Source organism: Priestia sp. Y58 (assembly GCF_029522095.1).
GTDB lineage: Bacteria > Bacillota > Bacilli > Bacillales > Bacillaceae_H > Priestia > Priestia megaterium_E.
In genome coordinates this window covers 92,421-116,726 of record NZ_JAKWFL010000011.1, presented here as the reverse complement: position 1 = coordinate 116,726, position 24,306 = coordinate 92,421, and the positions used below count along the sequence as shown (strand labels likewise).

General features: G+C 37.8%; 28 protein-coding genes and 1 pseudogene. 10 read left to right on the top strand and 19 right to left on the bottom strand.

The window, feature by feature from the left end; all coding sequences use genetic code 11:
• Position 1: 1 nt before the first annotated feature.
• Entirely contained in the window at positions 2 to 667 is a 666-nt protein-coding gene (locus MMB68_RS24420; protein ID WP_264408870.1) for a phosphatase PAP2 family protein, read from the bottom strand.
• A gap of 224 nt (positions 668 to 891) precedes the next feature.
• Between MMB68_RS24420 and MMB68_RS24415 the strand changes: the two genes are divergently transcribed.
• Both MMB68_RS24415 and MMB68_RS24410 read left to right on the top strand, forming a co-directional pair.
• A complete protein-coding gene (locus MMB68_RS24415; RefSeq protein ID WP_016762982.1) occupies positions 892 to 2,100 on the top strand; it encodes a M20 family metallopeptidase in 1,209 nt (402 codons plus the stop codon).
• A 113-nt stretch (positions 2,101 to 2,213) separates the two neighbouring features.
• A complete protein-coding gene (locus MMB68_RS24410; protein WP_269871620.1) occupies positions 2,214 to 2,933 on the top strand; it encodes an EcsC family protein in 720 nt (239 codons plus the stop codon).
• Between the two features lie 36 nt (positions 2,934 to 2,969).
• On the opposite strand, the gene MMB68_RS24405 is transcribed toward MMB68_RS24410, so the two are convergent.
• Both MMB68_RS24405 and MMB68_RS24400 read right to left on the bottom strand, forming a co-directional pair.
• Positions 2,970 to 4,175: an ABC transporter permease gene (locus MMB68_RS24405; RefSeq protein ID WP_221785144.1), complete on the bottom strand. Its 1,206-nt coding sequence runs from the start codon at positions 4,173 to 4,175 to the stop codon at positions 2,970 to 2,972.
• On the bottom strand, positions 4,168 to 4,911 hold the full coding sequence (locus MMB68_RS24400; RefSeq protein ID WP_013055321.1) for an ABC transporter ATP-binding protein: 744 nt from the start codon (positions 4,909 to 4,911) through the stop codon (positions 4,168 to 4,170). The genes MMB68_RS24405 and MMB68_RS24400 overlap by 8 nt, the downstream gene beginning before the upstream one ends.
• A 690-nt stretch (positions 4,912 to 5,601) precedes the next feature.
• Here MMB68_RS24400 and MMB68_RS24395 point away from each other — a divergent pair.
• Entirely contained in the window at positions 5,602 to 6,036 is a 435-nt protein-coding gene (locus MMB68_RS24395) for an HIT family protein (protein ID WP_014461670.1), read from the top strand.
• Between the two features lie 102 nt (positions 6,037 to 6,138).
• Here MMB68_RS24395 and MMB68_RS24390 read toward each other — a convergent pair whose 3' ends face one another.
• The 3 genes from MMB68_RS24390 to MMB68_RS24380 form a co-directional block, all read right to left on the bottom strand.
• Positions 6,139 to 8,034: an acyltransferase family protein gene (locus tag MMB68_RS24390; RefSeq protein ID WP_221785145.1), complete on the bottom strand. Its 1,896-nt coding sequence runs from the start codon at positions 8,032 to 8,034 to the stop codon at positions 6,139 to 6,141.
• 303 nt (positions 8,035 to 8,337) lie between these two features.
• A complete protein-coding gene (locus MMB68_RS24385) occupies positions 8,338 to 8,781 on the bottom strand; it encodes a GNAT family N-acetyltransferase (RefSeq protein ID WP_195695444.1) in 444 nt (147 codons plus the stop codon).
• 17 nt (positions 8,782 to 8,798) lie between these two features.
• Positions 8,799 to 9,353, bottom strand: coding sequence for a PadR family transcriptional regulator (locus MMB68_RS24380; protein WP_025752934.1), 555 nt, complete (start codon positions 9,351 to 9,353; stop codon positions 8,799 to 8,801).
• Between the two features lie 253 nt (positions 9,354 to 9,606).
• Here MMB68_RS24380 and serC point away from each other — a divergent pair, with 253 nt between their 5' ends.
• Together serC and MMB68_RS24370 are read left to right on the top strand one after the other, a co-directional pair.
• Positions 9,607 to 10,704, top strand: coding sequence for a 3-phosphoserine/phosphohydroxythreonine transaminase (gene serC / locus MMB68_RS24375; RefSeq protein ID WP_050689474.1), 1,098 nt, complete (start codon positions 9,607 to 9,609; stop codon positions 10,702 to 10,704).
• Between the two features lie 124 nt (positions 10,705 to 10,828).
• The gene (locus MMB68_RS24370; protein ID WP_221785146.1) at positions 10,829 to 11,359 is read left to right on the top strand and encodes a tryptophan transporter; all 531 of its coding nucleotides are present in this window, start codon (positions 10,829 to 10,831) and stop codon (positions 11,357 to 11,359) included.
• Positions 11,360 to 11,616: 257 nt separating this feature from the next.
• Here the strand turns inward: MMB68_RS24370 and yhzF are convergent, their stop codons facing one another.
• Entirely contained in the window at positions 11,617 to 11,790 is a 174-nt protein-coding gene (yhzF, locus tag MMB68_RS27585; protein WP_481861947.1) for a membrane protein YhzF, read from the bottom strand.
• A 118-nt stretch (positions 11,791 to 11,908) separates the two neighbouring features.
• Between yhzF and MMB68_RS24365 the strand changes: the two genes are divergently transcribed.
• Together MMB68_RS24365 and MMB68_RS24360 are read left to right on the top strand one after the other, a co-directional pair.
• Complete coding sequence (locus tag MMB68_RS24365; RefSeq protein WP_221785147.1) at positions 11,909 to 12,304, top strand: YtxH domain-containing protein; 396 nt, start codon at positions 11,909 to 11,911, stop codon at positions 12,302 to 12,304.
• A gap of 113 nt (positions 12,305 to 12,417) precedes the next feature.
• A complete protein-coding gene (locus MMB68_RS24360) occupies positions 12,418 to 13,014 on the top strand; it encodes an HTH-type transcriptional regulator Hpr (protein WP_014461677.1) in 597 nt (198 codons plus the stop codon).
• Between the two features lie 3 nt (positions 13,015 to 13,017).
• Here the strand turns inward: MMB68_RS24360 and MMB68_RS24355 are convergent, their stop codons facing one another.
• Positions 13,018 to 13,362, bottom strand: coding sequence for a DUF1878 family protein (locus MMB68_RS24355; RefSeq protein WP_013081673.1), 345 nt, complete (start codon positions 13,360 to 13,362; stop codon positions 13,018 to 13,020).
• A 475-nt stretch (positions 13,363 to 13,837) separates the two neighbouring features.
• Here MMB68_RS24355 and MMB68_RS24350 point away from each other — a divergent pair, with 475 nt between their 5' ends.
• The gene (locus tag MMB68_RS24350) at positions 13,838 to 14,017 is read left to right on the top strand and encodes a hypothetical protein (RefSeq protein WP_013055312.1); all 180 of its coding nucleotides are present in this window, start codon (positions 13,838 to 13,840) and stop codon (positions 14,015 to 14,017) included.
• Between the two features lie 35 nt (positions 14,018 to 14,052).
• Here the strand turns inward: MMB68_RS24350 and MMB68_RS24345 are convergent, their stop codons facing one another.
• Together MMB68_RS24345 and MMB68_RS24340 are read right to left on the bottom strand one after the other, a co-directional pair.
• A complete protein-coding gene (locus MMB68_RS24345; RefSeq protein ID WP_016762974.1) occupies positions 14,053 to 14,148 on the bottom strand; it encodes a YjcZ family sporulation protein in 96 nt (31 codons plus the stop codon).
• 36 nt (positions 14,149 to 14,184) lie between these two features.
• A complete protein-coding gene (locus tag MMB68_RS24340) occupies positions 14,185 to 14,274 on the bottom strand; it encodes a YjcZ family sporulation protein (RefSeq protein WP_078081447.1) in 90 nt (29 codons plus the stop codon).
• A 307-nt stretch (positions 14,275 to 14,581) separates the two neighbouring features.
• Between MMB68_RS24340 and MMB68_RS24335 the strand changes: the two genes are divergently transcribed.
• Positions 14,582 to 15,505, top strand: coding sequence for a peptidylprolyl isomerase (locus MMB68_RS24335; RefSeq protein WP_221785148.1), 924 nt, complete (start codon positions 14,582 to 14,584; stop codon positions 15,503 to 15,505).
• A 42-nt stretch (positions 15,506 to 15,547) separates the two neighbouring features.
• Here the strand turns inward: MMB68_RS24335 and MMB68_RS24330 are convergent, their stop codons facing one another.
• From MMB68_RS24330 to MMB68_RS24310, 5 genes and pseudogenes are all read right to left on the bottom strand, one after another.
• Entirely contained in the window at positions 15,548 to 15,730 is a 183-nt protein-coding gene (locus MMB68_RS24330; RefSeq protein WP_013055310.1) for a sporulation YhaL family protein, read from the bottom strand.
• A 65-nt stretch (positions 15,731 to 15,795) separates the two neighbouring features.
• Positions 15,796 to 16,737, bottom strand: coding sequence for a 3'-5' exoribonuclease YhaM (gene yhaM / locus MMB68_RS24325; RefSeq protein WP_013055309.1), 942 nt, complete (start codon positions 16,735 to 16,737; stop codon positions 15,796 to 15,798).
• A 131-nt stretch (positions 16,738 to 16,868) separates the two neighbouring features.
• Positions 16,869 to 17,082 (bottom strand): annotated as a pseudogene (locus tag MMB68_RS24320) (hypothetical protein).
• 148 nt (positions 17,083 to 17,230) lie between these two features.
• Positions 17,231 to 18,484 carry an ABC transporter permease gene (locus MMB68_RS24315; protein ID WP_221785149.1) on the bottom strand — a complete coding sequence of 418 codons (1,254 nt, stop codon included), beginning with the start codon at positions 18,482 to 18,484 and terminating at the stop codon, positions 17,231 to 17,233.
• Positions 18,477 to 19,376, bottom strand: a complete 900-nt coding sequence (locus MMB68_RS24310; RefSeq protein ID WP_029320779.1) for an ABC transporter ATP-binding protein — start codon at positions 19,374 to 19,376, stop codon at positions 18,477 to 18,479. The genes MMB68_RS24315 and MMB68_RS24310 overlap by 8 nt, the downstream gene beginning before the upstream one ends.
• A 141-nt stretch (positions 19,377 to 19,517) precedes the next feature.
• Here MMB68_RS24310 and MMB68_RS24305 point away from each other — a divergent pair, with 141 nt between their 5' ends.
• A complete protein-coding gene (locus tag MMB68_RS24305) occupies positions 19,518 to 19,703 on the top strand; it encodes a YhzD family protein (protein ID WP_269871622.1) in 186 nt (61 codons plus the stop codon).
• Positions 19,704 to 19,743: 40 nt separating this feature from the next.
• Here the strand turns inward: MMB68_RS24305 and MMB68_RS24300 are convergent, their stop codons facing one another.
• From MMB68_RS24300 to MMB68_RS24285, 4 genes are all read right to left on the bottom strand, one after another.
• Entirely contained in the window at positions 19,744 to 20,016 is a 273-nt protein-coding gene (locus tag MMB68_RS24300) for an HU family DNA-binding protein (RefSeq protein ID WP_013055305.1), read from the bottom strand.
• Positions 20,017 to 20,128: 112 nt separating this feature from the next.
• Positions 20,129 to 20,932 (bottom strand): enoyl-CoA hydratase, encoded by an 804-nt coding sequence (locus MMB68_RS24295; protein ID WP_013055304.1) that lies wholly within the window; start codon positions 20,930 to 20,932, stop codon positions 20,129 to 20,131.
• A 5-nt stretch (positions 20,933 to 20,937) separates the two neighbouring features.
• Positions 20,938 to 22,551, bottom strand: a complete 1,614-nt coding sequence (locus MMB68_RS24290) for a long-chain fatty acid--CoA ligase (protein WP_269871623.1) — start codon at positions 22,549 to 22,551, stop codon at positions 20,938 to 20,940.
• A 115-nt stretch (positions 22,552 to 22,666) separates the two neighbouring features.
• Positions 22,667 to 24,166, bottom strand: a complete 1,500-nt coding sequence (locus tag MMB68_RS24285) for a coproporphyrinogen III oxidase (RefSeq protein ID WP_264408865.1) — start codon at positions 24,164 to 24,166, stop codon at positions 22,667 to 22,669.
• Positions 24,167 to 24,306: the final 140 nt, after the last annotated feature.

Here is a 24,306-nt window from a genome sequence, read left to right as displayed (position 1 = left end):
TTTACATGCCTTTTGGAAACTCTTTTTCCGCTGATGGCTTTACATACGCATAAACGAGCGTATAGAAGAAAATGCCTACAATAAGCCACATAAGCCCTAAGCTGTAGCCAGCTAAGACATCTGTTAAAAAATGTTCTCTTAATAGAATACGGCTCACACCTATTAATAAAACGATTAAAGTAATTGCAAGCTGATACCGCTTGGCTACCTTTTGACTGTTCATATGCTTTGTGAGAAAAAAGATAATCAGACCATAGATAAGAATTCCCATCATCGCATGGCCGCTTGGAAAACTGTAGCCTTCGATGCCTTCAAGAGGACGTCCTCGTTCTACCGCATCTTTAACTGCTTTATTAATAATATCACCGCTTAAAATAAGTAAAAATGCCGATATCATACCGATATAGTCCTTTTTGAAAAATAAAAAAACGAGAAGTACAGCTAAAAGAACCATAATCATCACTTTTGAAGCTAAAAAAGACAAGCCATGAAAAACAGATGACGCTGACTGAAGAATAGTGCTGTCATCTATAGCTGAAACAAGCCAGTGGTCTCCTTGAAAAGAATCTGTCGACACAACAAACAACACTCCTAAAAAAACGAGACCTGCCCCCCCAAACATCCACATCAATTTTTTGTACAGGGATACAGTTTGTGAATCTACCATATTGTTACCTCCTATTATTTCATGAGAAAATTGGTAAAAAACTCATTCTTTATCCCTATTCCTCACCTTATGTATCTATTATGTATATAAAATATTTCATGATTCAATTACTTTTTTCAATAACAACGCTTACATTCTTTTCTTTTTTATAGATAATGATATAATGATTAAAATGTCAAAAAATTCAAAACTTTATTCAACTTATACAGAAAGGATATGGTCACGTGAATTCCAAGCTACATACTTTACTTGAAGAAAAATTTGATGAAATGGTTCAAATCCGCCGATATTTGCATCAGTATCCAGAACCGTCTTTTAAAGAATTTCAAACCGCTGCCTACATTCGATCTTTTTATGATAAAATCGGTATTTCTTACCGAGCAAATGTAGGAGGAAACGGTATTGTAGCAAGCATTCAAGGAGGAAACCCTGGTCCTACTGTAGCTTTGAGAGCCGACTTTGATGCCCTTCCTATTCAAGATGAAAAAGATGTACCATATCAATCAACTGTTCCGGGTGTGATGCATGCTTGTGGTCACGATGGTCATACGGCTACTCTTTTAGTCCTTGCTAAAGCGCTTTTTGAAATAAGAGATTCTCTCCCCGGTAAAATCGTCTTCATTCATCAGCACGCTGAAGAGTACGCTCCCGGAGGCGCCAAGTCCATGATTGAAGACGGATGCTTAGACGGTGTAGACGCGATATTCGGAACGCATTTGTGGTCATTAACTCCGACTGGTGTGGTTCAATATCGAACGGGCCCTATTATGGCTGCTGCTGATCGCTTTGAAATTACGATCAAAGGAGCAGGCGGACACGGTGCACAGCCCCACAAAACAAAAGATTCAATCGTCATCGCCTCTCAGCTTGTTGTTAATTTACAGCAAATTGTAAGCAGACGTGTAAACCCAATTGATTCAGCGGTTGTGAGCATAGGTTCTTTTGTAGCGGAAAATGCATTTAATATTATTGCTGATTCTGCTCGACTAATTGGAACGGTAAGAACATTTAATGAAGATGTACGAAATGATGTCGAAAAAGAAATCGAACGAATCGTCCAAGGTACATGCTTAACAGCTGATGCTTCTTATGAACTGAGTTATACGCGCGGCTATCCTTCCGTCGTAAACCACCCGGAAGAAACGGCCTTTCTTGCTTCTGCTGCTTCTCAAATCGATGAAGTTCATACAGTCGAAGAAACGGAGCCTCACATGACTGGGGAAGACTTCTCTTATTATTTGCAGCATATTAAAGGAACGTTCTTCTTTACAGGAGCTCAGCCAGAAGGTGTAGATGCTCCTTATCCTCATCATCATCCTAAATTTGATTTTAACGAAAAAGCAATGCTTATCGCAGCTAAAACGCTTGGTACGGCTGCTGTTGAGTATTTAAGAGAACAAGCTCCTTCTAAAAACGTAATAAAAGCGAATTAATCATTCAGCAAGCATTCGTACGGATAAGCAGACGAGTGCTTGTTGTTTTATTTCAGGAACCTTTTTCTCACTTAAAACGTAGTATTTATATCGACTGAAATGAGGTGACTTTTTTGAATACGTATGAAGAAAAAATGTTACAAGAAGCTGAACACTGGAAATTCAGTATATTGAAACGACCTTCTAAATTTCAACGGACCGCAAAATCTTTACAGCTTAAAATAAATGAAAAAATACCTGCTAAAGTCCATAAGGTTATGACTGAAAGCATAAAAAAAATGGTTGAAACCACGCTTGTTGGATCCGATTTCACCACTAAAAAAAGAGATGTCAGCGGTCTTTCGTTTGAAGAAAAAGAGAAAAAAATTTTGGAGCTCATACCTAAGTACAAAAAAACTGCTGCTGTAGAAGGAGCTGGTACTGGTGCAGGCGGTCTCCTTTTAGGTGCAGCAGATTTCCCGCTTCTTCTTTCCATAAAAATGAAGTGCTTATTTGACATTGCCGCTACGTATGGTTTTGATGTAAAAGAAAAAGAAGAGCGCATTTATATGCTGTATATTTTTCATCTTGCTTTTTGCAGCGATGACCATAGAACGAAGCTGCTCGAAGTAGTAGAAAACTGGGAGGAAAAGAAAGAGGAACTTCTTGAGCTTGATTGGGAAGCTTTTCAACAAGAATACCGCGACTACATTGATGTTGTGAAAATGTTTCAGCTGATGCCGGGAATTGGAGCTGTTGTAGGTGCGTATGCTAATTATCAGCTTCTTGATCATCTCACAAAAGTAGCGATGAACGTCTATCGCTTTCGGATATTATCTTCGTCACAAAAGTAGTCTAAAAACGTAAAAAAAGCTCCATTCGGAGCTTTTTTACGTTAATTTTTTATTTACATATGCATTTATAAATAAGTGAATAAATATAGCACCTGCTGCCACGGAAAGCAGTGCAGCAACTATATTAGAAAAAGCCACCGCTATGGCGAGCACAAGAATTTGTACATACAGCGCTTTTTTCCATACGTCCAAAAATGCCTTTTTCCGTTCTTTGGCTTCAACTGGATAAAGAGAAAGCCATAAAATCTGTTTGTGCTGCTTCCAAAGCGGGAGTAATTGAAAACCCGTCATGTACACAACAAATAAAACAACCACTATATTGCCATATTGAAACGGCGCAGCCACAATTAAAAATCCGCCAATGACAGTTAAGCGAACGAGCAAACTTAAATAATCTCCTGATCGCAAAAATGTTCTGGTGTACAAGTAATGGTAAGTGGCACTTTGACGAAATGGAATACGTGCTACTAGCCAATCTAAATATCTACGGCGTTTAACTCGCTCTTTTACCTGAGGAACGTCCGTAAATAAATTAGCTAATCGATAAAAATAGCCCATGCGCTTTTCTTCTAAGTCAATTAGCTTTTCCCATTTAATCGGCTTTCTTTTTGTAAGCGAGCGATAATAAATGGCTAGCGCAATCATAATCACCGCTACGACTCCTGTAAACAATACGTATGCATGGGAAAATAAGAAGTACGTAAAAACTGCGTTCAAGAAAAACCTGACGATATAATCTGTCCACTTTGCCCACTTTTCTTCAAACCATACGGCCCACCAAGACATGCCTAAGTTTACAACTTTCAAGATGAGTAATAGCAGAAAAAACACAAAAACGTTTGAGTAAGAATCATGCATTACCTTTACATGAAGAGGTGCTGCTGCACCAGTTGCAAATAATAAAATATAAAGCTGAATCGTAAAGGTAAACCAAAAAGATTTTTTAAAATAAGGCTGCAGCTTCGTCTCCAAAGGAAGTAAAAAGACTAAATCAGGTCGTTTTAAAAACGTTTGAATTTGACCCATGGTTAAAATCAATCCCATAAGTATCGCAATGACTACAGCCGAAGGAAACGCAGGTGTTAATGTACTCAACCACTGTTGATAATAGTAGGCCAAACCGCCAATCGCAAAAATTAACACTAATTTAATGTGGTCATTTAAGATATATTTTGTATATCTTCTTATATCCACTAAATACTGCTGAAACCGTTGCTTCCATAATGCATCAATCTTACTCATAGCCTTCTTCCTTTGTTAATTCAATATAAATTTCATCAAGAGTAGCATTGCGCATTTGAAATTCTTCTTGAAGGTCTTTAAGCGTTCCTTGCGCTCTTACTTCTCCGTTATGTAAAATAACAAATTTATCGCAGTAGCGTTCCGCGGTCGCCAAAATGTGTGTGGACATTAAAATGCCTGCACCTTGCTTTTTCATATCCGTCATCAAATCAAGTAAAGATTGAATACCAAGCGGGTCTAAACCTAAAAAAGGTTCATCAATAATATAAAGAGACGGCTGAACCAAAAAAGCGCACATAATCATAACCTTCTGCTTCATTCCTTTTGAAAAATGCGCAGGGAACCATTTTAACTTCCGGTCTAAACGAAATTCTTTTAAAAGCGGCTGCAGACGGGCTTCATATGTTTGAGGCTCAAGTCCATAAGCCATAGCTGTCATATCTAAATGTTCTTTTAATGTTAATTCATCGTATAGCACAGGAGTTTCTGGAATAAACGTAAACTGACTTCGATAACCTGTTGGGTCTTGTTGAAAGGTTTTATTATTAATGGATACACTTCCTTTTTTTGCTTCCATTAATCCAATGATATGTTTAATCGTTGTACTTTTGCCGGCTCCGTTTAACCCGATTAACCCAACTAATTCACCTGCATTTACATCAAACGATACATCTTTTAAGACGGGAGTTTTTGTATATCCCCCTGTAATATTATTAATTTGCAATAAAGAACCCATCACGATCTCCTTTTATTTGTTCTTTTTTGTCTCCAAGCGCAAGCGCTATTTGCTCTATTGTACCAAATCTTTTTCTTCCTCACATCGTTTTCAATTTTTTTCGGTTAATTTTTCCAGAATATAATCAAAATATCGGGACATTCTATATAGGGAAGAAGGAAAACAAGTTATTGATTACAACTAATCATTACAAAGCTTCTTACATTTGGGATGAGGTGTCTACAGCAGGCATATTTCAGAAAACCTTATTGTAAATCGATGTATGTTTGATTCATAAGGGGATGGTAATCATGAACGTAGTAAGAATATATATAATGGGTAGACAATAATGTTCATTTATTACTGTGTAAATGAGGTGTTTGTCAAAGACCAAGAAGGATTTCGTTCACATTGTATATTTTTTAGCTCAATGCTTAAATGAGGTGTTTGTTAAAGAGCATATACTTTTTCAAGTTACTGTTTCATTAGGCAATGCAATTACGTAAATGAGGTGTTCCTTAAAGATCATATGCTGCATTAAAAGCTATTTTTTCCTTCTTCACATGACGGGATGCATAATCGTTTGCATCCCGTTTTTGTGTATAAAATGCCAGCAGCTATTTCTTGCCTGCTGATTGCATTTCTACTTTGTGGTAAAATAAACGTACATGTATACCCATACATTTATATTGGTAACGGAAGGTGAACATAATGAGCACACATGATGAAAACTGTATTTTTTGCAAAATTATTCGCGGTGAAATCCCAGGTGCAAAAGTATTTGAAAATGAACATGTATTAGCTTTTTTAGACATTAGTCAAGTAACAAAAGGTCATACGCTGGTGATTCCAAAAGTACATAAAAAAGACATTCACGAACTAACGCCGGAAATTGCGCGCAATTTGTTTGAAGTGGTTCCTCAAATCGCAAATGCAATTAAAGAAACATACAGCCCAATCGGCTTAAATATCTTAAATAATAATGGTGAAAAAGCTGGTCAATCCGTGTTTCATTATCATATGCACATTATTCCTCGCTATGGGGAAGGCGATGGATTCGGTGCTGTATGGAAAGAGCATACAAGCGAATACACGCCTGAAAAACTTCAAGAAATCGCTGGCAATATTTCTTCTCGCCTTTCTTGAAACAAAAAAAGCTTACACATGTAAGCTTTTTTTATTTTATCTATTCATTTGACACATGTTTAATCAGTTTATGATATAAAACATCGTGCGGCTTTTCACTTATTATGAACGACTTTCTGCCTTAACTTCTAAATTCATACGTTCTTCAATCAATTTTGTTAATGCTCTTGATCCTTCAGGTACCAAGTGGACACCATCTGATGTAAAGTATTCAGGGTGCTTAGAAGCCTCTGAGTACCAATCTACGAGCGTGACGTGATCAAACTTTTCAGAAGCAGCTTTCAAGTTCTTGTTCACGGTGCTTTCCCACGAACGAGGAACGCGCGTATTCACTAAGTAAACGTCTGCGTGTGAAAAAGCTTTTACCAGTTGTTCAAGTTCTTCGTTTGTAAAATAGCCGTTTGTTCCTAACTCAATAATCACTGCGCTGTTCGCGTTATTAAATGCTTGATAGCTAGGAGTTAGCTGCAGTGCTTCATTGAGCTGCCTTCCTACTTTTCCGTCAATCGTAATGCTAAGCGGCATCTCTTTAAGATTAGGAGCAATATCCAGCATGACCGAGTCTCCAATCGCAAGAACATCTCTGTAAGAATGCGGCTGCTGTTTTTCTTTGGCATCAGATTTTTCTTCCCCGGAACTCTTTTCCGCGTTCTCTGCTTTTTTATCATCCGCTTTGTTCTTGTCTTTGACAGAAGTTGAAGCATTTTCTTTATGATTCGTTTGAATTTTAACCTCTGTCTCTTTTGCTGCCGTTTCATCCTTTTGTTGCGTACTAATAGCAAAGCTTGTCATATCCGCTGTAAACAACGCCAAAAAGAAAATGAGACTGCCCAAAACCGCTTGTCTCGAACGAGAGAGATTACGCCATTTAAAAAGCTCTCTCGGATGGTAGTGCCGGAAATAATAGCGAAAGCCGCGTGTGCGGATAGGTACTTCGATGTAACGGTAAGAAAGTTCAGCAATGATAAATGTAAGGCCTACTTGTAACAGCGCATGCCAATAGACCGGGCGGCCAATCTCGGATACAGGCGTTGTAAGAACAATAACCGGATAATGCCACAAATAGATACCGTATGATCTAGTACCAAGCCAGCGAAGCGGTTTAAACGACAGAGCTTTTCCTAAAAAACTACTAGGATGACTAATCGTTGCAACCAGTACAGCAGCGTTTAAACAAATCAGCAGCATTCCACCTTGATAAAGGAAAGATGCATGAGTATACTCATCAACGCTCCATACGCAGAGAATAAATACAAAGAAACTCACCATACTTACCGCGTTTAATACTTGCTTGCCTACGGCTGGAAGATTTTTTGATGACAAACGATACATCGGCCAGACAAATGCAAGTAAACAGCCGATTAAAAGGGCAAACAGCCGAGTATCGGTTCCATAATAAATGCGGCTAGGATCTCCTCCTGGCTCATATAAAAAAGACATTAGAATAGCGGAGGCCATTACTCCAGCTAAAATGAATAGAGAAAGAATTCCTCTCTTTTTGATAAATTTTAAACCCAACAATAAAACAAGTGGCCACACAATATAAAACTGCTCTTCGATAGCAAGTGACCATAAGTTCTTTAATGGTGACGGTGACCCAAAACTATCAAAATATGAAACTTTATGAAAAATAAACCACCAGTTACTCATATAAAAAATAGACGATAATGCATCGCCTCGTAGCGTTGTTAACAATGGCCGGTTAAATAAAATAACCCACGCTGCAGTTAATACTACCATCACATACACAGCTGGAAGAAGTCTTCTCGTTCGGCTGATCCAAAAATGCTTCAAATTTCCCAAAGGATTTTCCCAAGATTGCACGAGTAAAATCGAGGTAATTAAATACCCTGATAATACAAAGAAAACGTCAACTCCTAGAAATCCTCCAGATGCCCACCCAAATCCTAAGTGATAGGCAATGACAGACATAACAGCGAAAGCTCGAAGTCCATCCAAACTATATATATACCTATTTTTCTTTTCTTTTGCACTCATAAAAATGCCTCCAAGCAATATGTACAACAAATTTCTTTCCTAATAAATATTAAGAATATTACGTAATTGTTACATTTTTGTTACAAAAATCATTATATACAATATTATTACTTTCTTCAATATATCACTTACTTAAAATCAAAGAATAAGTAAAAAGAAACAAATTCACTATCTATCTTATTCATAAATTACTAATTTAGTAGTAGTCATATCGATTCTATCTGCGCAGTACTAAAGCCTAACATCTTTCTTTCACCTTACCCGTTTCAGAAATAGAAAAACTTCACACAATTGGTGAAGTTTCTAAGGTGTCTTTAGCATATCTAGGTGGGGAAGCCCTTCATCTGAATAAATATCGGAAATAGGTCTAAAACCAAACGATTCATAAAATGTTTGAAGTCTGCTTTGAGCTTGAATTTTAATTGTCTTCTCGTGCAACTCATTTTCTAAAAAATCAATTCCTCTTGCTACTAGTTCTCTTCCAAGACCTGTACCGCGCTGTGCTTGTTCTACAATAATGCGTCCAAGAGAAGCTTCCCGATAGCTAATTCCTTTTGGTAAAACTCTAAGGTATGCGATAATTTTCTCATTCTCTTTTTTGAACAAGTGATAAGCAAGTTTGTCTTTTCCATCTACTTCTAAGTAAGCACACTTCTGTTCGACAACAAAAATAGCGGTGCGAACTTGTAGAATTTCATAAAGTTCATCGTTTGTCAGCTCTTGAAATGATTTTATGCACCAAGTCATGATCCGCTCACCTTTTCTTATTGTTCTTTTTCAATTAAATTCAGCGTACGTTCAAGCCAATTGATATAGCTTGTCTCCCGGTCTTGAGCGCGAGATAGCACCAAATAATGACCAAATTGAGGAGACGAAACGGTAATGTGATGATTAACTTGTTCCAAAAGGTCATCCATTCGTTTCTTTAAAAAAGTTAGCTTCACTTTCCTGCTTGATAGCTGATTATCTATTTGTTGCTTTAACTCTTCTATTGACATGGATGAAGCAAAATAAGCTTTTAACATAAATTCATCTTTAGTTGTTTCAGGAATAGGATCAATCGTAGTGAGCCACTTGCTTAACTCGGCTCTTCCTTCTTCCGTTATCGAATACATCTTTTTTTCTAATTTCTTGCCTTGAATCACGGTTTCATAGCGAATAAATCCCTCTTCTGTTAATCGCTTTAACTCAGGATAAATCTGGCTGTGCTTAGCACTCCAAAAATTACCGACCTCTTCTTTAAAAAGTCTGGTAATGTCATACCCGCTGAGCTCCTTCTGATCTAAGAGCCCTAATATGGCATATTTTAATACTCTCATTCTGTTCCTCCACATTATTTCTTCCATCAGTATAGCATATAAACATTTCATTTACATGTTTGCCAAAACATGTTTGCGTATACTTTTTAATTATCTTTTTTCTATTATTTTCTCTTTACAGATTAATTTAAATTTTTGAAAAGTTACCTCCACAATCAATGGTTTTCATGATAGTATAATGATATTCTTTCTGACATCAGTCATTAGCCATTTTGTATGATGAGTGTTCGAACTAATTTGAGGAGGAATTAATGTGATTACGTTAAACAGAGCTTATAATTTTAATGCAGGTCCGTCTGCGCTTCCCCTACCTGTCTTACAACTTGCTCAAGAGGAGCTAGTTAATTTTAAAAATACGGGTATGTCTGTGATGGAATTATCACACCGCAGCAAAGAGTTTGAAGATGTATTAACACATGCTAAAGAAACACTCACGGAATTGCTTAACATTCCAGATACGCATGAAATTTTATTCCTGCAGGGCGGAGCAAGCCTGCAATTCTCTATGATTCCAATGAACTTTTTATCTCCCGATCAAGTCGGTGCATATGTACTAACGGGATCATGGTCGGAAAAAGCATTAAAAGAAGCAAAGAAACTTGGAAAAACAGCAGTTGTTGCTTCTACTAAAGAAGAGAACTACCGCTCTATTCCAGCTTTAGATGATGTAAAGCTTCCAAAAGAAGAGATTGGGTACTTGCATATCACGTCCAACAATACCATTTTTGGTACACAATGGGCTGACTATCCTTCTATCGAAGGAGTAGACTTAATTGCCGACATGTCAAGCGACATTCTTTGCCGTCAAATTGATGTATCTAAGTTCTCACTCATTTATGCTGGTGCTCAGAAAAACCTCGGACCATCTGGTGTCACGGTTGTCATTTTGAAGAAAGAATTACTTAAACGTATTCCTGAAGGTTTACCAACAATGCTGAATTATGAGACACACGTAAAGAGCAACTCTCTTTACAACACTCCTCCAACGTTTGGCATTTACATGCTTTCACTTGTTTTAGATTGGATTAAAGAACAAGGTGGCGTTAAAGCAATTGAAGCCCAAAATCATAAAAAAGCTAAGTTACTCTACACAAGCATGGAACGTTCAAATGGTTTCTATACCCCTCACGCTACAGAGGAAAGCCGATCAATTATGAACGTAACGTTTACTTTACCAACCGATGAGTTAACGGCTGCGTTTTTACAGCAAGCAAAAGAAAAAGGCTTCGTAGGATTAGCTGGACACCGTTCAATCGGCGGATGCCGCGCTTCTATTTACAATGCTGTACCGCTTGAAGCGTGTGAAGCTCTTGCCGCCTTTATGGATGAATTTGCACAGGCAAACGCATAATTGGCAGAATTAACTGATCCTTTTTTCACATAAATATGTTATAATCAGTATGTAAATATATGCAATGGGCATAGACGCACTATTGGTATATTTCGAGCTTAGCTTAGAAGAGGAGAGATGAGAAATGAATACAAAGGTTTTAGTTTCTTTAGCGTTATTAGTCGGAATTGGAGCGGTTCTCCACACGGTGGTACCTCCTATTTTATTTGGAATGAAACCAGATATGATGTTAACGATGATGTTTTTAGCAATCCTGTTGTTTCCTAGCGTAAAAAATGTTGCATTGGTTAGCTTAACCACAGCGGTTATTTCCGCTTTAACAACAAGCTTTCCTGGCGGACAAATTGCAAACTTGATTGATAAACCAATTACAGCATTTGTTTTCTTTGCATTATTTATGCTTGTGAAAAAAGCAATAGGCATGAAAACACCAGTTGCTGCTGCTTTAACAGCTGTTGGCACGCTCGTATCAGGAACCGTATTCTTGTCAGCTGCCGCGCTAATCGTCGGCTTACCGGGCGGAAATAGCGTCATGGCACTTGTTGCTGCGGTTGTATTACCTGCAACAGTAGTAAATACAATCGTTATGATCGTTATTTATCCAATTGTTCAATCCGTTCTAAAACGCACAAGTATCAAAGCAAAATTATCGTAACGTCAAGAGCCTGATTTAATTAAGAATCAGGCTCTTTTTTTACACCAAAAGCTAAGGCCCGCCAAAGCGTGGCGGACCTTTAGATAAAACGATTCATTTATAGTATGTTGCTGATCTTTTAGAAACAGCCTGCGGTTCGGCTCTTAACTTTTTGTTAAAAAAGAAATGGTACAGAATGCTTTTCACTTAAATTTCATTTGCAGCTCATACAATAGGTATGAAGACTTACTATGTAATAAAGGTTTAAGTTCTCCATCCTAGGTTACATAATAAAGTATAAGCGCCAATAAAAAACTCGCAAAAGCCACTGTCGCACATGTAAGAGACTTTTGTTTCAGCACATGTTTAGGTGGATATGATGCCGTTCTAGTCGTAAGGCTAAACCATTTAAAGGCAGCCAGAAAAAAACTCAGGCTAATCACCAAAAGAATGAATAAAGCTACCCCATGTTGATAACCTCCTTCTTTTGTATAAATCTATGCTATTTTTTTATGATTATGTCAGAAGGAAGTGTTAGCAATTACTTTACTACATAGGAGGAAATAAATAATGAGTAGAATGAAAAAACTAGCAGCTGGAGCAGTAATCGGAAGCACCGTAGCCGCTATTACAACGCTTCTTGTTACCCCATATTCAGGACGAGAACTTAAACAGCGTGTTAGCTCTCGAAAAGACCGAGTTAACGCTTCACAACAAGAGCTCTCAACAAAAATAAAAGCTGTTTCTCAACAAGTACAAATGACCGCCAGAGAAGGAAATACTATAGTGAAAAATATCGCAAGTGACCTTTCCACTACCCTTGGTCAGTTTAAAAAAGAAATTGTCCCTCATAAGGAATCCCTTCAGCATCATTTGAAAGAAATCCAAAATTCTTTGTCAAACCTAGAGGAACATGTACAGACAACTAAAAATCCCAATGAAAAAATTGACAAAAAAGAAGGTTAAAACGCCTTCTTTTTTAATTTTTTAAAATTTTGTAAATTTACATCTTTATAATTTTTTATTTTATTGGCATAATAGAAGATAAATAAAAAAAGAGACTAAGTAGGTGGGAGAAGATGAAAAAGACTAGTGATCAAGATTACAGTTTGAAAGAAGCACTTCTATTTAGCCAACGCATTGCCCAATTAAGTAAAGCCCTTTGGAAAACCGTAGAGAAAGATTGGCAGCAATGGATTAAGCCTTATGACCTTAATATTAACGAGCATCATATTTTATGGATTTCATATCATTTAAACGGGGCTTCCATTTCCGAAATTGCCAAATTTGGAGTTATGCACGTTTCTACTGCATTTAACTTCTCCAAAAAACTAGAAGAACGAGGTTTACTTGAGTTTTCTAAAAAAGAAAGCGACAAGCGAAATACGTACATTCAGCTGACAGATAAAGGCGAGGCCATTTTATTAGATTTAATGGAACATTACGAACCTTCTAATAATTCAGTGTTCAGCGGCGCACTTCCGTTGCGCGACTTGTACGGCAAATTCCCTGAGTTTATGGAACTAATGACCGTCATCCGCAAAATTTACGGTGAAGATTTTATGGATATCTTCGAGCGATCTTTCCATCATATCGAAGAAGAATTCACTGAAGAAGATGGCAAGCTTGTCAAGAAAGATAAAGAGAACCACCAGGAGACTATTTCAAACTCTTAATGGTTAGTCCCTTATCCATTGAATAATTTCAAAAAATTCATTCATCACATCTTGATAAGAAGGTTGATAACGAAGCGATTCGACCGTCTCTCTGGGAGTTAATTTATAATTCAGCATGCCAACAAATTGTGTAAGAAGCGGAACAAAGTCTGTTAGACCTTCCGCTTTTTGCTCAATATATTCGTTTTTTGTATCTTCACACAGAATTAAAATTTCCTCTACTTCCTTCTTTGTAAGCTGATTTCTTACCACTAAATCAATAAATGGTTTAGCTTCTTGTTCAGATGTCCCAGATAACAGTTTTATGTAATATTCTAAACGTGATACTCGAGATTCTAAAGTTTCCATCCGCTTCCCCTACTCCTTCAACGTTCATATACCTCTACTCCATATTGTACATGATTCATTCATGTTCTTCCAAATAATTCTTTCTGCGTCATTCACATTTCCTGTTTAAGTAGCACCGTATAAAGATTTTCATATACTGATTATGTACTCACTGCATATATTAATATAAATCCCTCTGTCCTTTTTAACAATCCTTTTGCACAATGGGTAATTGTTACTCATTCTTATCCATTCACTTTGCTATTTCGTTTAAAACCTATTTCTCAACTTCTTAACTACCCTTTATAAAATAAAAACCGCATTTCTGTGTAAATACCTTTTGAAATTCTTTGCTCAACTGTATATATAACTATCTATTTTACCGCTTTTTTGGTAATGTTAATATAGATATTTGTAAATTCATACAAAGCTGTACTATATAAATGACTATAAGACTTTTTGTCTTCGTCACACTGATTTTGTTAGGGGGATTTTTATGTACATATTCTTTATTGTATTTGCACTATTCATTTTATTCTACATCAATGCACTAACAAATACATTGTGTATTCAAAAAGAAATTCCAGCTGAAAAACAGCCTAAAGTTTTTCGTACGATTAATGTATTAATTACCATTTTATTAGTTTCATCTTATATTGAAGTATCATTTACATAAAAAACGGTGAGATGTCTCACCGCTTTTTTATAGGCTTAGCAAAAACAGCTAGCTCCGATGATAACTAATAAGATGAATAATACGACTAATAGCGCAAATCCACTGCCGTATCCGCATCCGTAAGAACCCATATCTATCGCCCCTTTCCTTTTATATTCATCTGTTTCCTAGTGGTAACATGCACAACCAACAATGACTAATAAGATAAACAGTACAACTAATAGTGCAAAACCGCCTCCATGTCCGCATCCGCTCATTTGAGCACCCCCTTTGTTTACTAATACTGCATCTTATGCATCAGCTCAAAAAACGTCTAGGCTTTTAGCCCAAACTCCATAATTTATTTCTCTTGCTTCTCGTTTGGAGATTACTCTGTGAGTTTGTCCACCATTTTGAAAACGCTTTATAAAAAAGCCATCATAAGCGTATAATCACTCCATGCTTAGTGGAAAATAAATGTAAATTTACGTGGTTTTAACTTCATTTGCTAACATCAGGAAATGTGATATAGTAAATCTTGAGTCAAGCTACATAAGTAAAAATGATGAGTAGGAGTGTTTACGTATGAAAAAAAGCTTAGTTGCACTAACAACGGCAGCCAGTCTCGTTGCTTTATCAGCATGCAGTGGGGGAAATGATGCTTCAAATGCAAACGATTCTTCAAAAGTAATTGTAGAAACAAAAGCAGGCAATATCACTCAAGGTGATTTGTATAAGCAAATGAAAGATACAATCGGACAAGACCAATTTAATACACTCGTACGAAGCGTTACCGAAGAAAAAGTATTGAGTAAAAAATATAAAGTAACGGATAAAGAGCTTGATCAGCAGCTGAACATTCTAAGAGAACAATACGGTGATCAGGTGGATTCAGTTATTAAGCAAAAAGGCGAAAAAGAAGTCAAAGATATGCTAAAAGTTGATATTCTCCGTGAAAAAGCTGCTACAGCAGGCATTAAAGTATCGGACAAAGAAGTGAAAAAAGCTTATGATGAGTATAAAGCTCAAAAACCTCAAATTCGCGCAAGTCATATTTTAGTAAAAGACGAGAAAACAGCAAACGAAGTGGAAGCGAAAATCAAAAAAGGCGAGGACTTTGCTAGTCTGGCAAAAGAATATTCAACGGATCAGCAGTCTGCCGCTAACGGCGGGGATTTAGGCTACTTCGGTGAAGGCCAAATGGTTAAAGAATTTGAAGAAGCGGCTTACAAGCTGAAAAAAGGTGAAGTAAGTAAACCAATCAAAACAGAGTACGGCTACCATATCATTAAACTAGTCGATAAAAAGAAAGTAGAATCGTTTGAGAAAAAGAAACCCGAACTTGAGCAGCAAATCAAACGTTCAAAAGTAGATCAAGCAGAAGCAAACAAGAAGATTCAAAAAGAGCTTGATAAAGCAAAAGTGGAAGTCAAAGATAAAAATGTAAAACCAATTTTCGAAGAAGGTGCGACAGATAGTCAATCTGGCGTAGAAACTCCTCAGCAGTAATGCTAAGAGCCTGTCACTCATGTGACAGGCTCTTTTATATAATCAGATGGAATCGCTGTTGCGTCTTTCTTTTTCCACTTGCATTCTTTCGATGAAGACTTGTCCCTCTTTTTCAATAAACGAATCATCCACTTGCTTATCATGTTGTGCAGCACGAATCGCCATAAATCCACTAAAGAAAATGCCTGCTACAACTAAATAAATCCAAATTGGTAGTGTCACCATATATTGATCCCCCATCACAGTTATTTACAACCACTATATGCGAAGGAAGAAAGACTTATACCTTTTTAATCAATCGTTGGTTTATAAAATGAGCGATTATCAAGTGCAAAAATACGCTCTGTAAACTCACCGGGCTTCACTTTTGTTAATGCTCGGTCCAGCATATTCATTTTAGCGTCTACATTGTCAATCAAATGAAGCATCTCAGCCTCTTTAATTAACGGCTTTTTCGGACTTCCCCACTCTTCCTTACCGTGATGCGATAATACAAGGTGCTGAAGAAGCATAACCTCTTCTCCTTCGATCGCTAATTCTTCTGCCGCTTTTCCAATTTCATTCACCATAATCGAAATATGGCCAAGCAGGTTCCCTTCGACTGTGTATATCGTCGAAACAGGACCTGAAAGTTCAAATACTTTGCCAAGGTCATGAAGAATAACTCCAGCGTACAGCAAGTCGCGGTTTAAGCTTGGATAAAGGGTTGAAAATGACTCAGCCAGCTTCAGCATAGACACCACATGGTAGGCAAGTCCCGATACAAACTCATGGTGATTTTTAGTTGCTGCCGGATATTCTAGAAATTCCGTTTGATATTTTTTAAACAAATGGCGAGTAATGCGCTGGACATTCGAATTTTTCATTTCGAATATACTCTTTGTAATATGTTCGACCATTTCTTCTTGAGATAAAGGTGCCACTTCTAAAAAGTCAGATGTGCGCACTCCGTCCTGGGGCTGTGCAGGACGAATGTTGCGTATTTTCAGCTGGTTGCGCCCGCGGTAATTCATTACTTCTCCAGCAGCTCGCACAATCTTTTGAGCAGCATAATTTTCCTCGTCATCTGGGGAAGCATCCCACAGCTTGGCTTCAATATCACCTGTTTTATCCTGCAGGATTACCGTTAAAAATGGCTTTCCATTGCTTGCAATTCCTCTCGTTGAGGATTTAATTAAAAAATAAAGATCAACTTGCTCTCCTACTTCGTATTGAGCAATTCCTTTTGTCATGATCTTTTCCTCCTTACCACTTCATTCTATGTATTTGATAGCAAAGCTCTTATCGCTTCGTCCGCTTATTTACAGCTCTTTACATTTCATTTTACCATCGCTTGGCACCGAATGCACGGGTAGACGCTTTTTCACACAAGATGAGATTGCAACATAACAAAATCAATGCAATCTAAAGATGAACAAATTGGATAAAGGAGCTGAACTGCTTGAGATACCGCTGTTAATTTCCGTGCAAGACTTCGCTTTCCACGGGAGGGCGCTGAGCCTCCTCGTCGCTTCCGCTCCTGCGGGGGTCTCACCTATTCCGCTTTTCCCGTAGGAGTCTTCGTCTTGCTCTCCAATACACAGCTAGAAGCAGCCACATATATGAAAACTATGGTTACCATAGCAATAAAAAAATCCGAACGAGTTGGATTCTCAATCAAGAATCTAGGTTGTTCGTTCGGACCTTCCTTCGACTAAACTACTTTTGTCTCAGCCTCTCGCTTCTTTATGTTTCTTTTTTCGTTAACTGCAGCGCCTTTTTAATATCTTTAAAAGAGGTAGATTGCCCATACATAAGGACTCCTCCTTTATACACACGGGCACCAAATATAGCTAAAGCAGTAATCGTCACAACTAAAATCCCTATCGATACACTCACTTCCCACACAGGAACATTTAACATACCTACACGTAAAAACATAATCATCGGAGCAAAAAATGGGATAAAAGATGTGACCGTAATGATTGTGGTTTCAGGATCACCAAGTCCAAACATAGCAATTAAAAAAGCGGCCACAATCACAAGGGTCATGGGCGTAATCATTTGCTGTACATCTTCAATACGGCTCACAAGAGAACCTAAAAAAGCCGCGAGCGTAGCAAAAAGAAAGTATCCCAATATGAAAAAGACAAATGCATACACGAATGTAGTCAGCGGAACATCATTAAATCCGAGATAAGAAAAGATGCCGTTATGATTTGTTTCTACACTGGCTTTTAACGATGTGTAGCCCACGCTCAGTATCACTGCAAGCTGTGTTAAGCTGAGCAGTGCAATTCCAATGATTTTAGCAAACATTTGTGTAATAGGTGATACGCTCGATACAAGGATCTCCATAACGCGGGATGATTTTTCAGTAGCTACTTCCATCGCAATCATGCTCCCATACATGATAACGGCAAAATAAATAACAAACAGCAGCACATACACAAGACCTCTTGCTTGATTTAGCTCTTGTTCTGTTTTGGCATTTTCAACTAACGCTTCTTTTTTAAATGAAACAGGGCTGTAAAGCTGATCAATTTGCTTTTCTTCTAACCCGATTTTCACTGTAGCCATAGCCACTTTGGTTTGCTGTACCGCCTGTTCTAAGGTAGAAGAAAGATTTGATTCGGCCAAAGAGTTAGCTTTGTACACAGCTTGAGGCAGCTGCTTATCGTTTAAAGATAAAAGTAAATAGCTATCGAGCTCCCCGCTTTTTACCGCTTGCTTTGCCTTAGACTCAGACGTAAATTCTTTTAAATGAATGTCTTTATCCATGGCATTTACGTTTTGTTTGAACAACGTATATACGCTTTCCACTTCATAGATGACACCAACATTTGTACCGTTATCGTCTGAATTAAAAACGTCGATAATTTTCTCCATATTTGTAAGAGCAACTAGAATAAGAGCAGTAATAATCGTTGTAATAATAAAAGATTTTGTTTTTAATTTATTAAGATATGTATGAAAGACAATGACCCAAAATTTATTCATAGGAAGCACCTACCTTTTCAATGAAAATATCATTTAATGAAGGCTCTTCCACTGCAAATTTAGATACAAATGAAAAGTGTTTAAGTTCTTGAAAAATGAGTTGCGATACGGATTCATGTTGAATTTGAACAATCATGCCTTCAACCGTTTTTTTCACCTTTACAACGCCTTCAAGCTCTGTAATTCTCTCAAACGGACCTTTTCCGTGTACAATGACGTTTTTCTTGCCAAATGAACGCTTGATCTCCGGCAGCCTTCCATACACAACAGGCGTGCCATGATGCATAATACATAAATATTCACAAAGTTCTTCCACATGTTCCATTCGATGACTTGAAAAAACAATCGTCGTTCCGCGTTTTTTCAAGTCAAGTACCGCTTCTTTTAGTACCTCTACGTTTACAGGATCCAAGCCGCTAAAAGGTTCATCTAAAATAAGCAGCTCGGGACGATGAATAACGGAGGCAATAAATTGAATTTTTTGCTGATTTCCTTTGGATAGCTCTTCTACTTTTTTCGAAGCATATTGAGGAATATTAAACCGAGATAACCAGTGCTCCATTTCTTGCAGCACGTTCGCTTTTTTCATTCCGCGCAGCCGTCCAAGGTACACAAGCTGATCTTTGACTTTTAATTTCGGATACAATCCCCTTTCTTCTGGAAGGTAGCCAACTAGATGACTTCTACTGTAAGTTAAAGATTTATCGTTCCATTGGATGTGACCTGAGGTTGGTTCAATGAGCCCTAAAATCATTCGAAACGTCGTCGTTTTGCCAGCACCGTTTGCACCTAAAAAACCAAACACTTCGCCTTTTGGAATTTGCAAGGATAGCTCATTTACAGCTGTAAATTCACCGTACCTTTTTGAAACTTCACGGATAGAAAGAGACATTTAATTCCTCCTTTGTAAATAAACCTATGTTTATTGTATGGAAAAAAATGATATCTGTAAACCTTAGCAGGATTTAGGGGAATAGGACGAGAAATATGTTGAATACGCTTACAATTATACTATAAGAGGAGAGTAGATTTTATGAGTACTTACACATTAACCGCTTTTGAAAAGACTGGAGAAAAATTAATAGATGAAAGTTTCGAAGCAGCTTCTGATACAGAAGCAAAGACTATAGGCACCAAAAAGTTAGAAGAGCTTGCCTATTTAGAAAAAACACATCGATGCGTTAGCTCTAGCGGAAAGCTTGTATTGTTTCATCGTTAATACAAAACGCCGGAAAGATTTAGCTTTCCGGCGTTTTATATTACTTTACAGCTTCTTTTAGTTCTTTACCAGCTTTAAATGCCGGTACTTTTGATGCTGGAATTTGCATTTCTTCACCCGTTTGAGGGTTACGGCCTGTACGAGCAGCACGCTCGCGTACTTCAAATGTACCGAAGCCGATTAACTGAATTTTTTCACCTTCACCTAGCGTTGATGAAATTGTTTCTAGTAATGCGTCAACCGCTTTAGATGCATCTGCTTTTGTTAACTCTGATTTTGTTGCCACTGCGTTTACTAAATCTGTTTTGTTCATTTCCAATCACCTCATTAGTTTCTACATTATCTTGTGTTACCACTGTTTTGCAACTTTTAAACATGCTCTATCAATATGATAGACAAAAATATTGGCTTTTAAACTAGTTCACTTAATTTTCGGAAATATCTTTTTCACTTTGATTAAAAACAGGCGCTCGCTTTTCCAGAAACGCACGTACACCTTCCTTATGATCCGAACTTTGGCTCATAGCAAACTGACTTCTTTTCTCAAGCGCAAGCACTTGCTTTAATTGTGAAACAGATGTCTCCACATAAATTCGCTTTGTTTCCTTCAAAGCACGTGAAGGTTTTTTTAGCCAATATGAGAGATAATCTTCTACATGCTTCGCCAAATCTCCTTCTTTTATTTCATCAATTATGCCAAATTGATGAGCTTCCTCTGCTTTTAATGTCTTTCCTTCCCAAATCAGCTGTTTTGCACGATGAGCACCGATGCGCTTTTCTAGTAAAAAGTGACCGCCTCCGTCTGGAATTAGAGCAATACCGATAAAATTCATCGCAATTTTTGTGTGTCTTTCTGCAATAATATAATCAGAAGCAAGCGCAATGCTGAGCCCTAGCCCTGCTGCCGCACCGTGCAGTACACTTATCGTCATTTGAGGAAGGCTGTATAAAGTCAGTACGGCTTCATTAATCAAATCCATCACCTGCTCAAAACGTTCTGATTGTGAAGGTGACATCATCATATTAATATCTCCGCCTGCTGAAAATACTTTTCCGTTTCCTTTTACTATTAAAAAGTCCGCTTCGCTTTCTTCGACAACTTTTAAACATTGAATAAACTGCTCTAGCACTTCTTCGTTTAATGCATTTAAGGCATCCGGCCTGTTAAACGAAATTGTGGCGATACGCTCTTGCAAAACTAGTTCTACTACTTTTAATTCGACGGTCATCTTACTCACCCTTTCTGATAATGATTGAGGACTTGTTCACGAAGCGTACGTTTTAAAAATTTTCCTACCGTTGTCTTTGGAATTACATTCATAAATAAAATGTCATCTGGAAGCCACCATTTTGCAAACTGCGGCGCTAAAAATCCGAGCAGCTCTTCTGATGAAACGACACCTTTGTATGCATCTTTTAACACGACACAAGCCACTGGACGCTCTTGCCACACCTTATGAGGGACTGCTATAACACAGGCTTCAAAAACAGCTTCATGGGCAATAAGCGCGTTTTCTAGATCAACCGATGAAATCCATTCTCCTCCGCTTTTAATTAAATCTTTTGTTCGGTCTACGATTTTGATTGTTCCCTCTTCGTCAACCGTCACAATATCTCCGGTATACAGCCAGCCGTCTTTAAACGTATCTTCTGTTCTTTTATCTTTGTAATATTCAGAAGCTACCCATGGGCCCTTTAGTAATAGCTCACCCATTTCCACTCCATCCCAAGCAACTTCTCCATTTTGACCTATTACTTTCATTTCAACCCCAGGAACTAAGAAACCTTGCTTTGCTTTTACGCTGAGCTGATACTCAAAGTCTTCGCTGTACTGATAGCTTTTTAAACGGGAGACGGTCACTACAGGGCTTGTTTCCGTCATTCCGTATGCATGCATAAATTCAATTTGATATTTTTCCTGAAATTCTCGAATGACGCTTTTTGGAGCCGCTGATCCGCCACATAAAATAGCTCGCAAACTATCAACTGCGTAAGGTTTTTCTTCTAACTCTTGTAAAAAATTTAACCAAACGGTAGGCACAGCTGCAGCCAGAGTTACTTTCTCTTGTTCAATCAGAGAAGCAATCGTCTCTGAAGTACAAAAAGCACCCGGCAGCACGAGCTTTGTTCCAAACCAAACGGCAGCAAAAGGAATTCCCCATGCGTTCACGTGAAACATTGGAACGATAGGCATAGCGGTATCAGCTTCTGATAATCCAGCACTATCAGCAAGCCCTAGCGCCATACAGTGCAGATAAATAGCGCGATGAGAATATACAACGCCCTTTGGCTCTCCTGTAGTAGCAGAGGTATAACAAAGACCTGCTGGTTCTTCTTCGTTTAAATCTTGAACAAAAGAATGCGATGCATCCCCTTGCTCAATCCAATTTTCGTAATGATAAACTGGCAAGTCTGTTTCTGGCAGCTCATCTTCATCTGACATAATGATATAGGCTTCAACATGTGGAAGCTTTTGATGAATACTTTCAAATAAAGGTAAAAAGCATTCATCAAATAAAATGACTTTATCGCGTGCATGGTTAATGATGTATACAATCTGCTCAGGATCTAACCGGATATTGATGGTGTGAAGAACAGCGCCTATTCCAGGCACGGCGAAATAAGCCTCTAGATGTCTATGATGATTCCATGCAAACGTTCCGACTCTTTCTCCTCGCTTCACTCCAATTTGTTCTAGCATACTAGAGAGCTGCCGAGTCCGTTTTATTAACTGATTATAAGTTAAACGCTGAATTCCTTTTGAAGATTTAGAAACCACTTCTTTTTTACTAAACAGCTTTTCAGCTCTTTCCATCATAGATGGTACGGTTAACTGTACATTCATCATTAAGCGGCACCTCGCATCGTCATAATAAGAAAACGCTTACAACTTTTTTATATATTCAACAGATTCCGACATTTCCCTGCTGAAAATAAAAAAAGATCACTAAAAAGTGACCTTTTTATTTCATAAATAATTCATCTAAAATCTTGAGTTTCTCTTGTGTGTAGTGCTCGAATCCATCGTTGTACGATTTTGGATCTTTTGGATTCGCAAACCTTGTAATAATGCCTGTTTCTGGATGCACGAACTTACTAGATGCCCCGCATCCAAGACCAATAATCGTCTGCTTTTCCTCCATGATCATAATATTGTACAGGCTCTCTTGACCAGGGAATGAATATCCAACGTTCTCTAAATTACCTAAAATATTTTTTTGGCGATATAAATAATAAGGTTCATACCCTTGTTCTTGAGTCCACTCAGTCGCTAAATCCATCATTTTACCAATTTCATAGCGATCTGCCACTTTGTATTTCCGTTTATTTTGAGTCATTTCAGACGCGCGTTTAAACGATAGCGTATGAACAGTTAAAGATTCAGGAAGCAATTTTTTAGATTCGTCTAGCGTATGCTGAAATTCTTCTACACCTTCATTTGGAAGACCAATAATTAAATCCATGTTAATGTTATTCATCCCCATTTTTCGAGAAAGATGAAATTTATCAATAGTTTCTTCAACTGTATGATGGCGTCCAATAGCTTTTAAGGTTTCTTGAATATAAGACTGCGGATTTACACTAATCCGGTCAATATTCCATTTGTTCAAAACAGCTAGCTTTTCTTCCGTAATCGTATCGGGTCTTCCTGCTTCTACGGTAATTTCACGGATATTTTGTACATCCGGGAACGATTCATACATCTCTTCATACAGCATATCCATTTCTTCAGCGGTAATGCTCGTTGGTGTGCCTCCGCCATAATAGACGGTTGTAATGTTGACGTTATTGTCTTTTAGCCATTTTCCTACTTCACGCATTTCATAATGCAAGCCGCCTAAAAATGACGTAACGGATCCTTGACGTCCGTTAATCGCATAGGCTGGGAATGTACAGTATGCACACTTCGTCGGACAAAACGGAATGCCTATATAAATGCTGACTTCATTCTTTAACTCATGTAAATCGGGAATAGCTGCTAGTTGACGATCTACAATATGCTGCATTAAATTAATTTTGTCATCGGTAATTAAATATTCTTCCTTTAGCTCACGATGCGCTTGTTCTTTACTTTTGCCTGACTGCAGTTTCATATGAAGCAGCTTCGTCGGACGTATACCGGTCAAAATACCCCATTTTTGAACAATGCTTGTATACTCCTGTAATACAGATAAGTAGACGCGAAGCACCACATTTTTTATTTGCTTAAATTCTTCTTTTTCTGTTTCATACGGCGTAAACGATTTAGAAAGCTCTTCTGTAAACACCTTGTCCGTTTCAGCGTCATGCAGCACTGCTTTCGCATAAATTTCTTCATGAACTTTTAGCTCTACTTCGACCTTCAGCTGAGCTTCGTTATCATCCTCAAAGGAGACATTGCTTTCTTCAAAAAACAAATCTGAAATTCGGTGAAGCGGACGTAAAAAACGCTCATCTTCTATACCTTTTATATAAATGTTCAATATAATCACCTTTCAAATCAATTCTATCTAAGTAATCAGTTTACAAAACCTACGTATGTCCGGTCAAGGTGCTCAGCTCAAGGGAATGCGCGGACAGGAAACAAACGGAAAAAGAGATTGAGCCATAACTACATTCATTC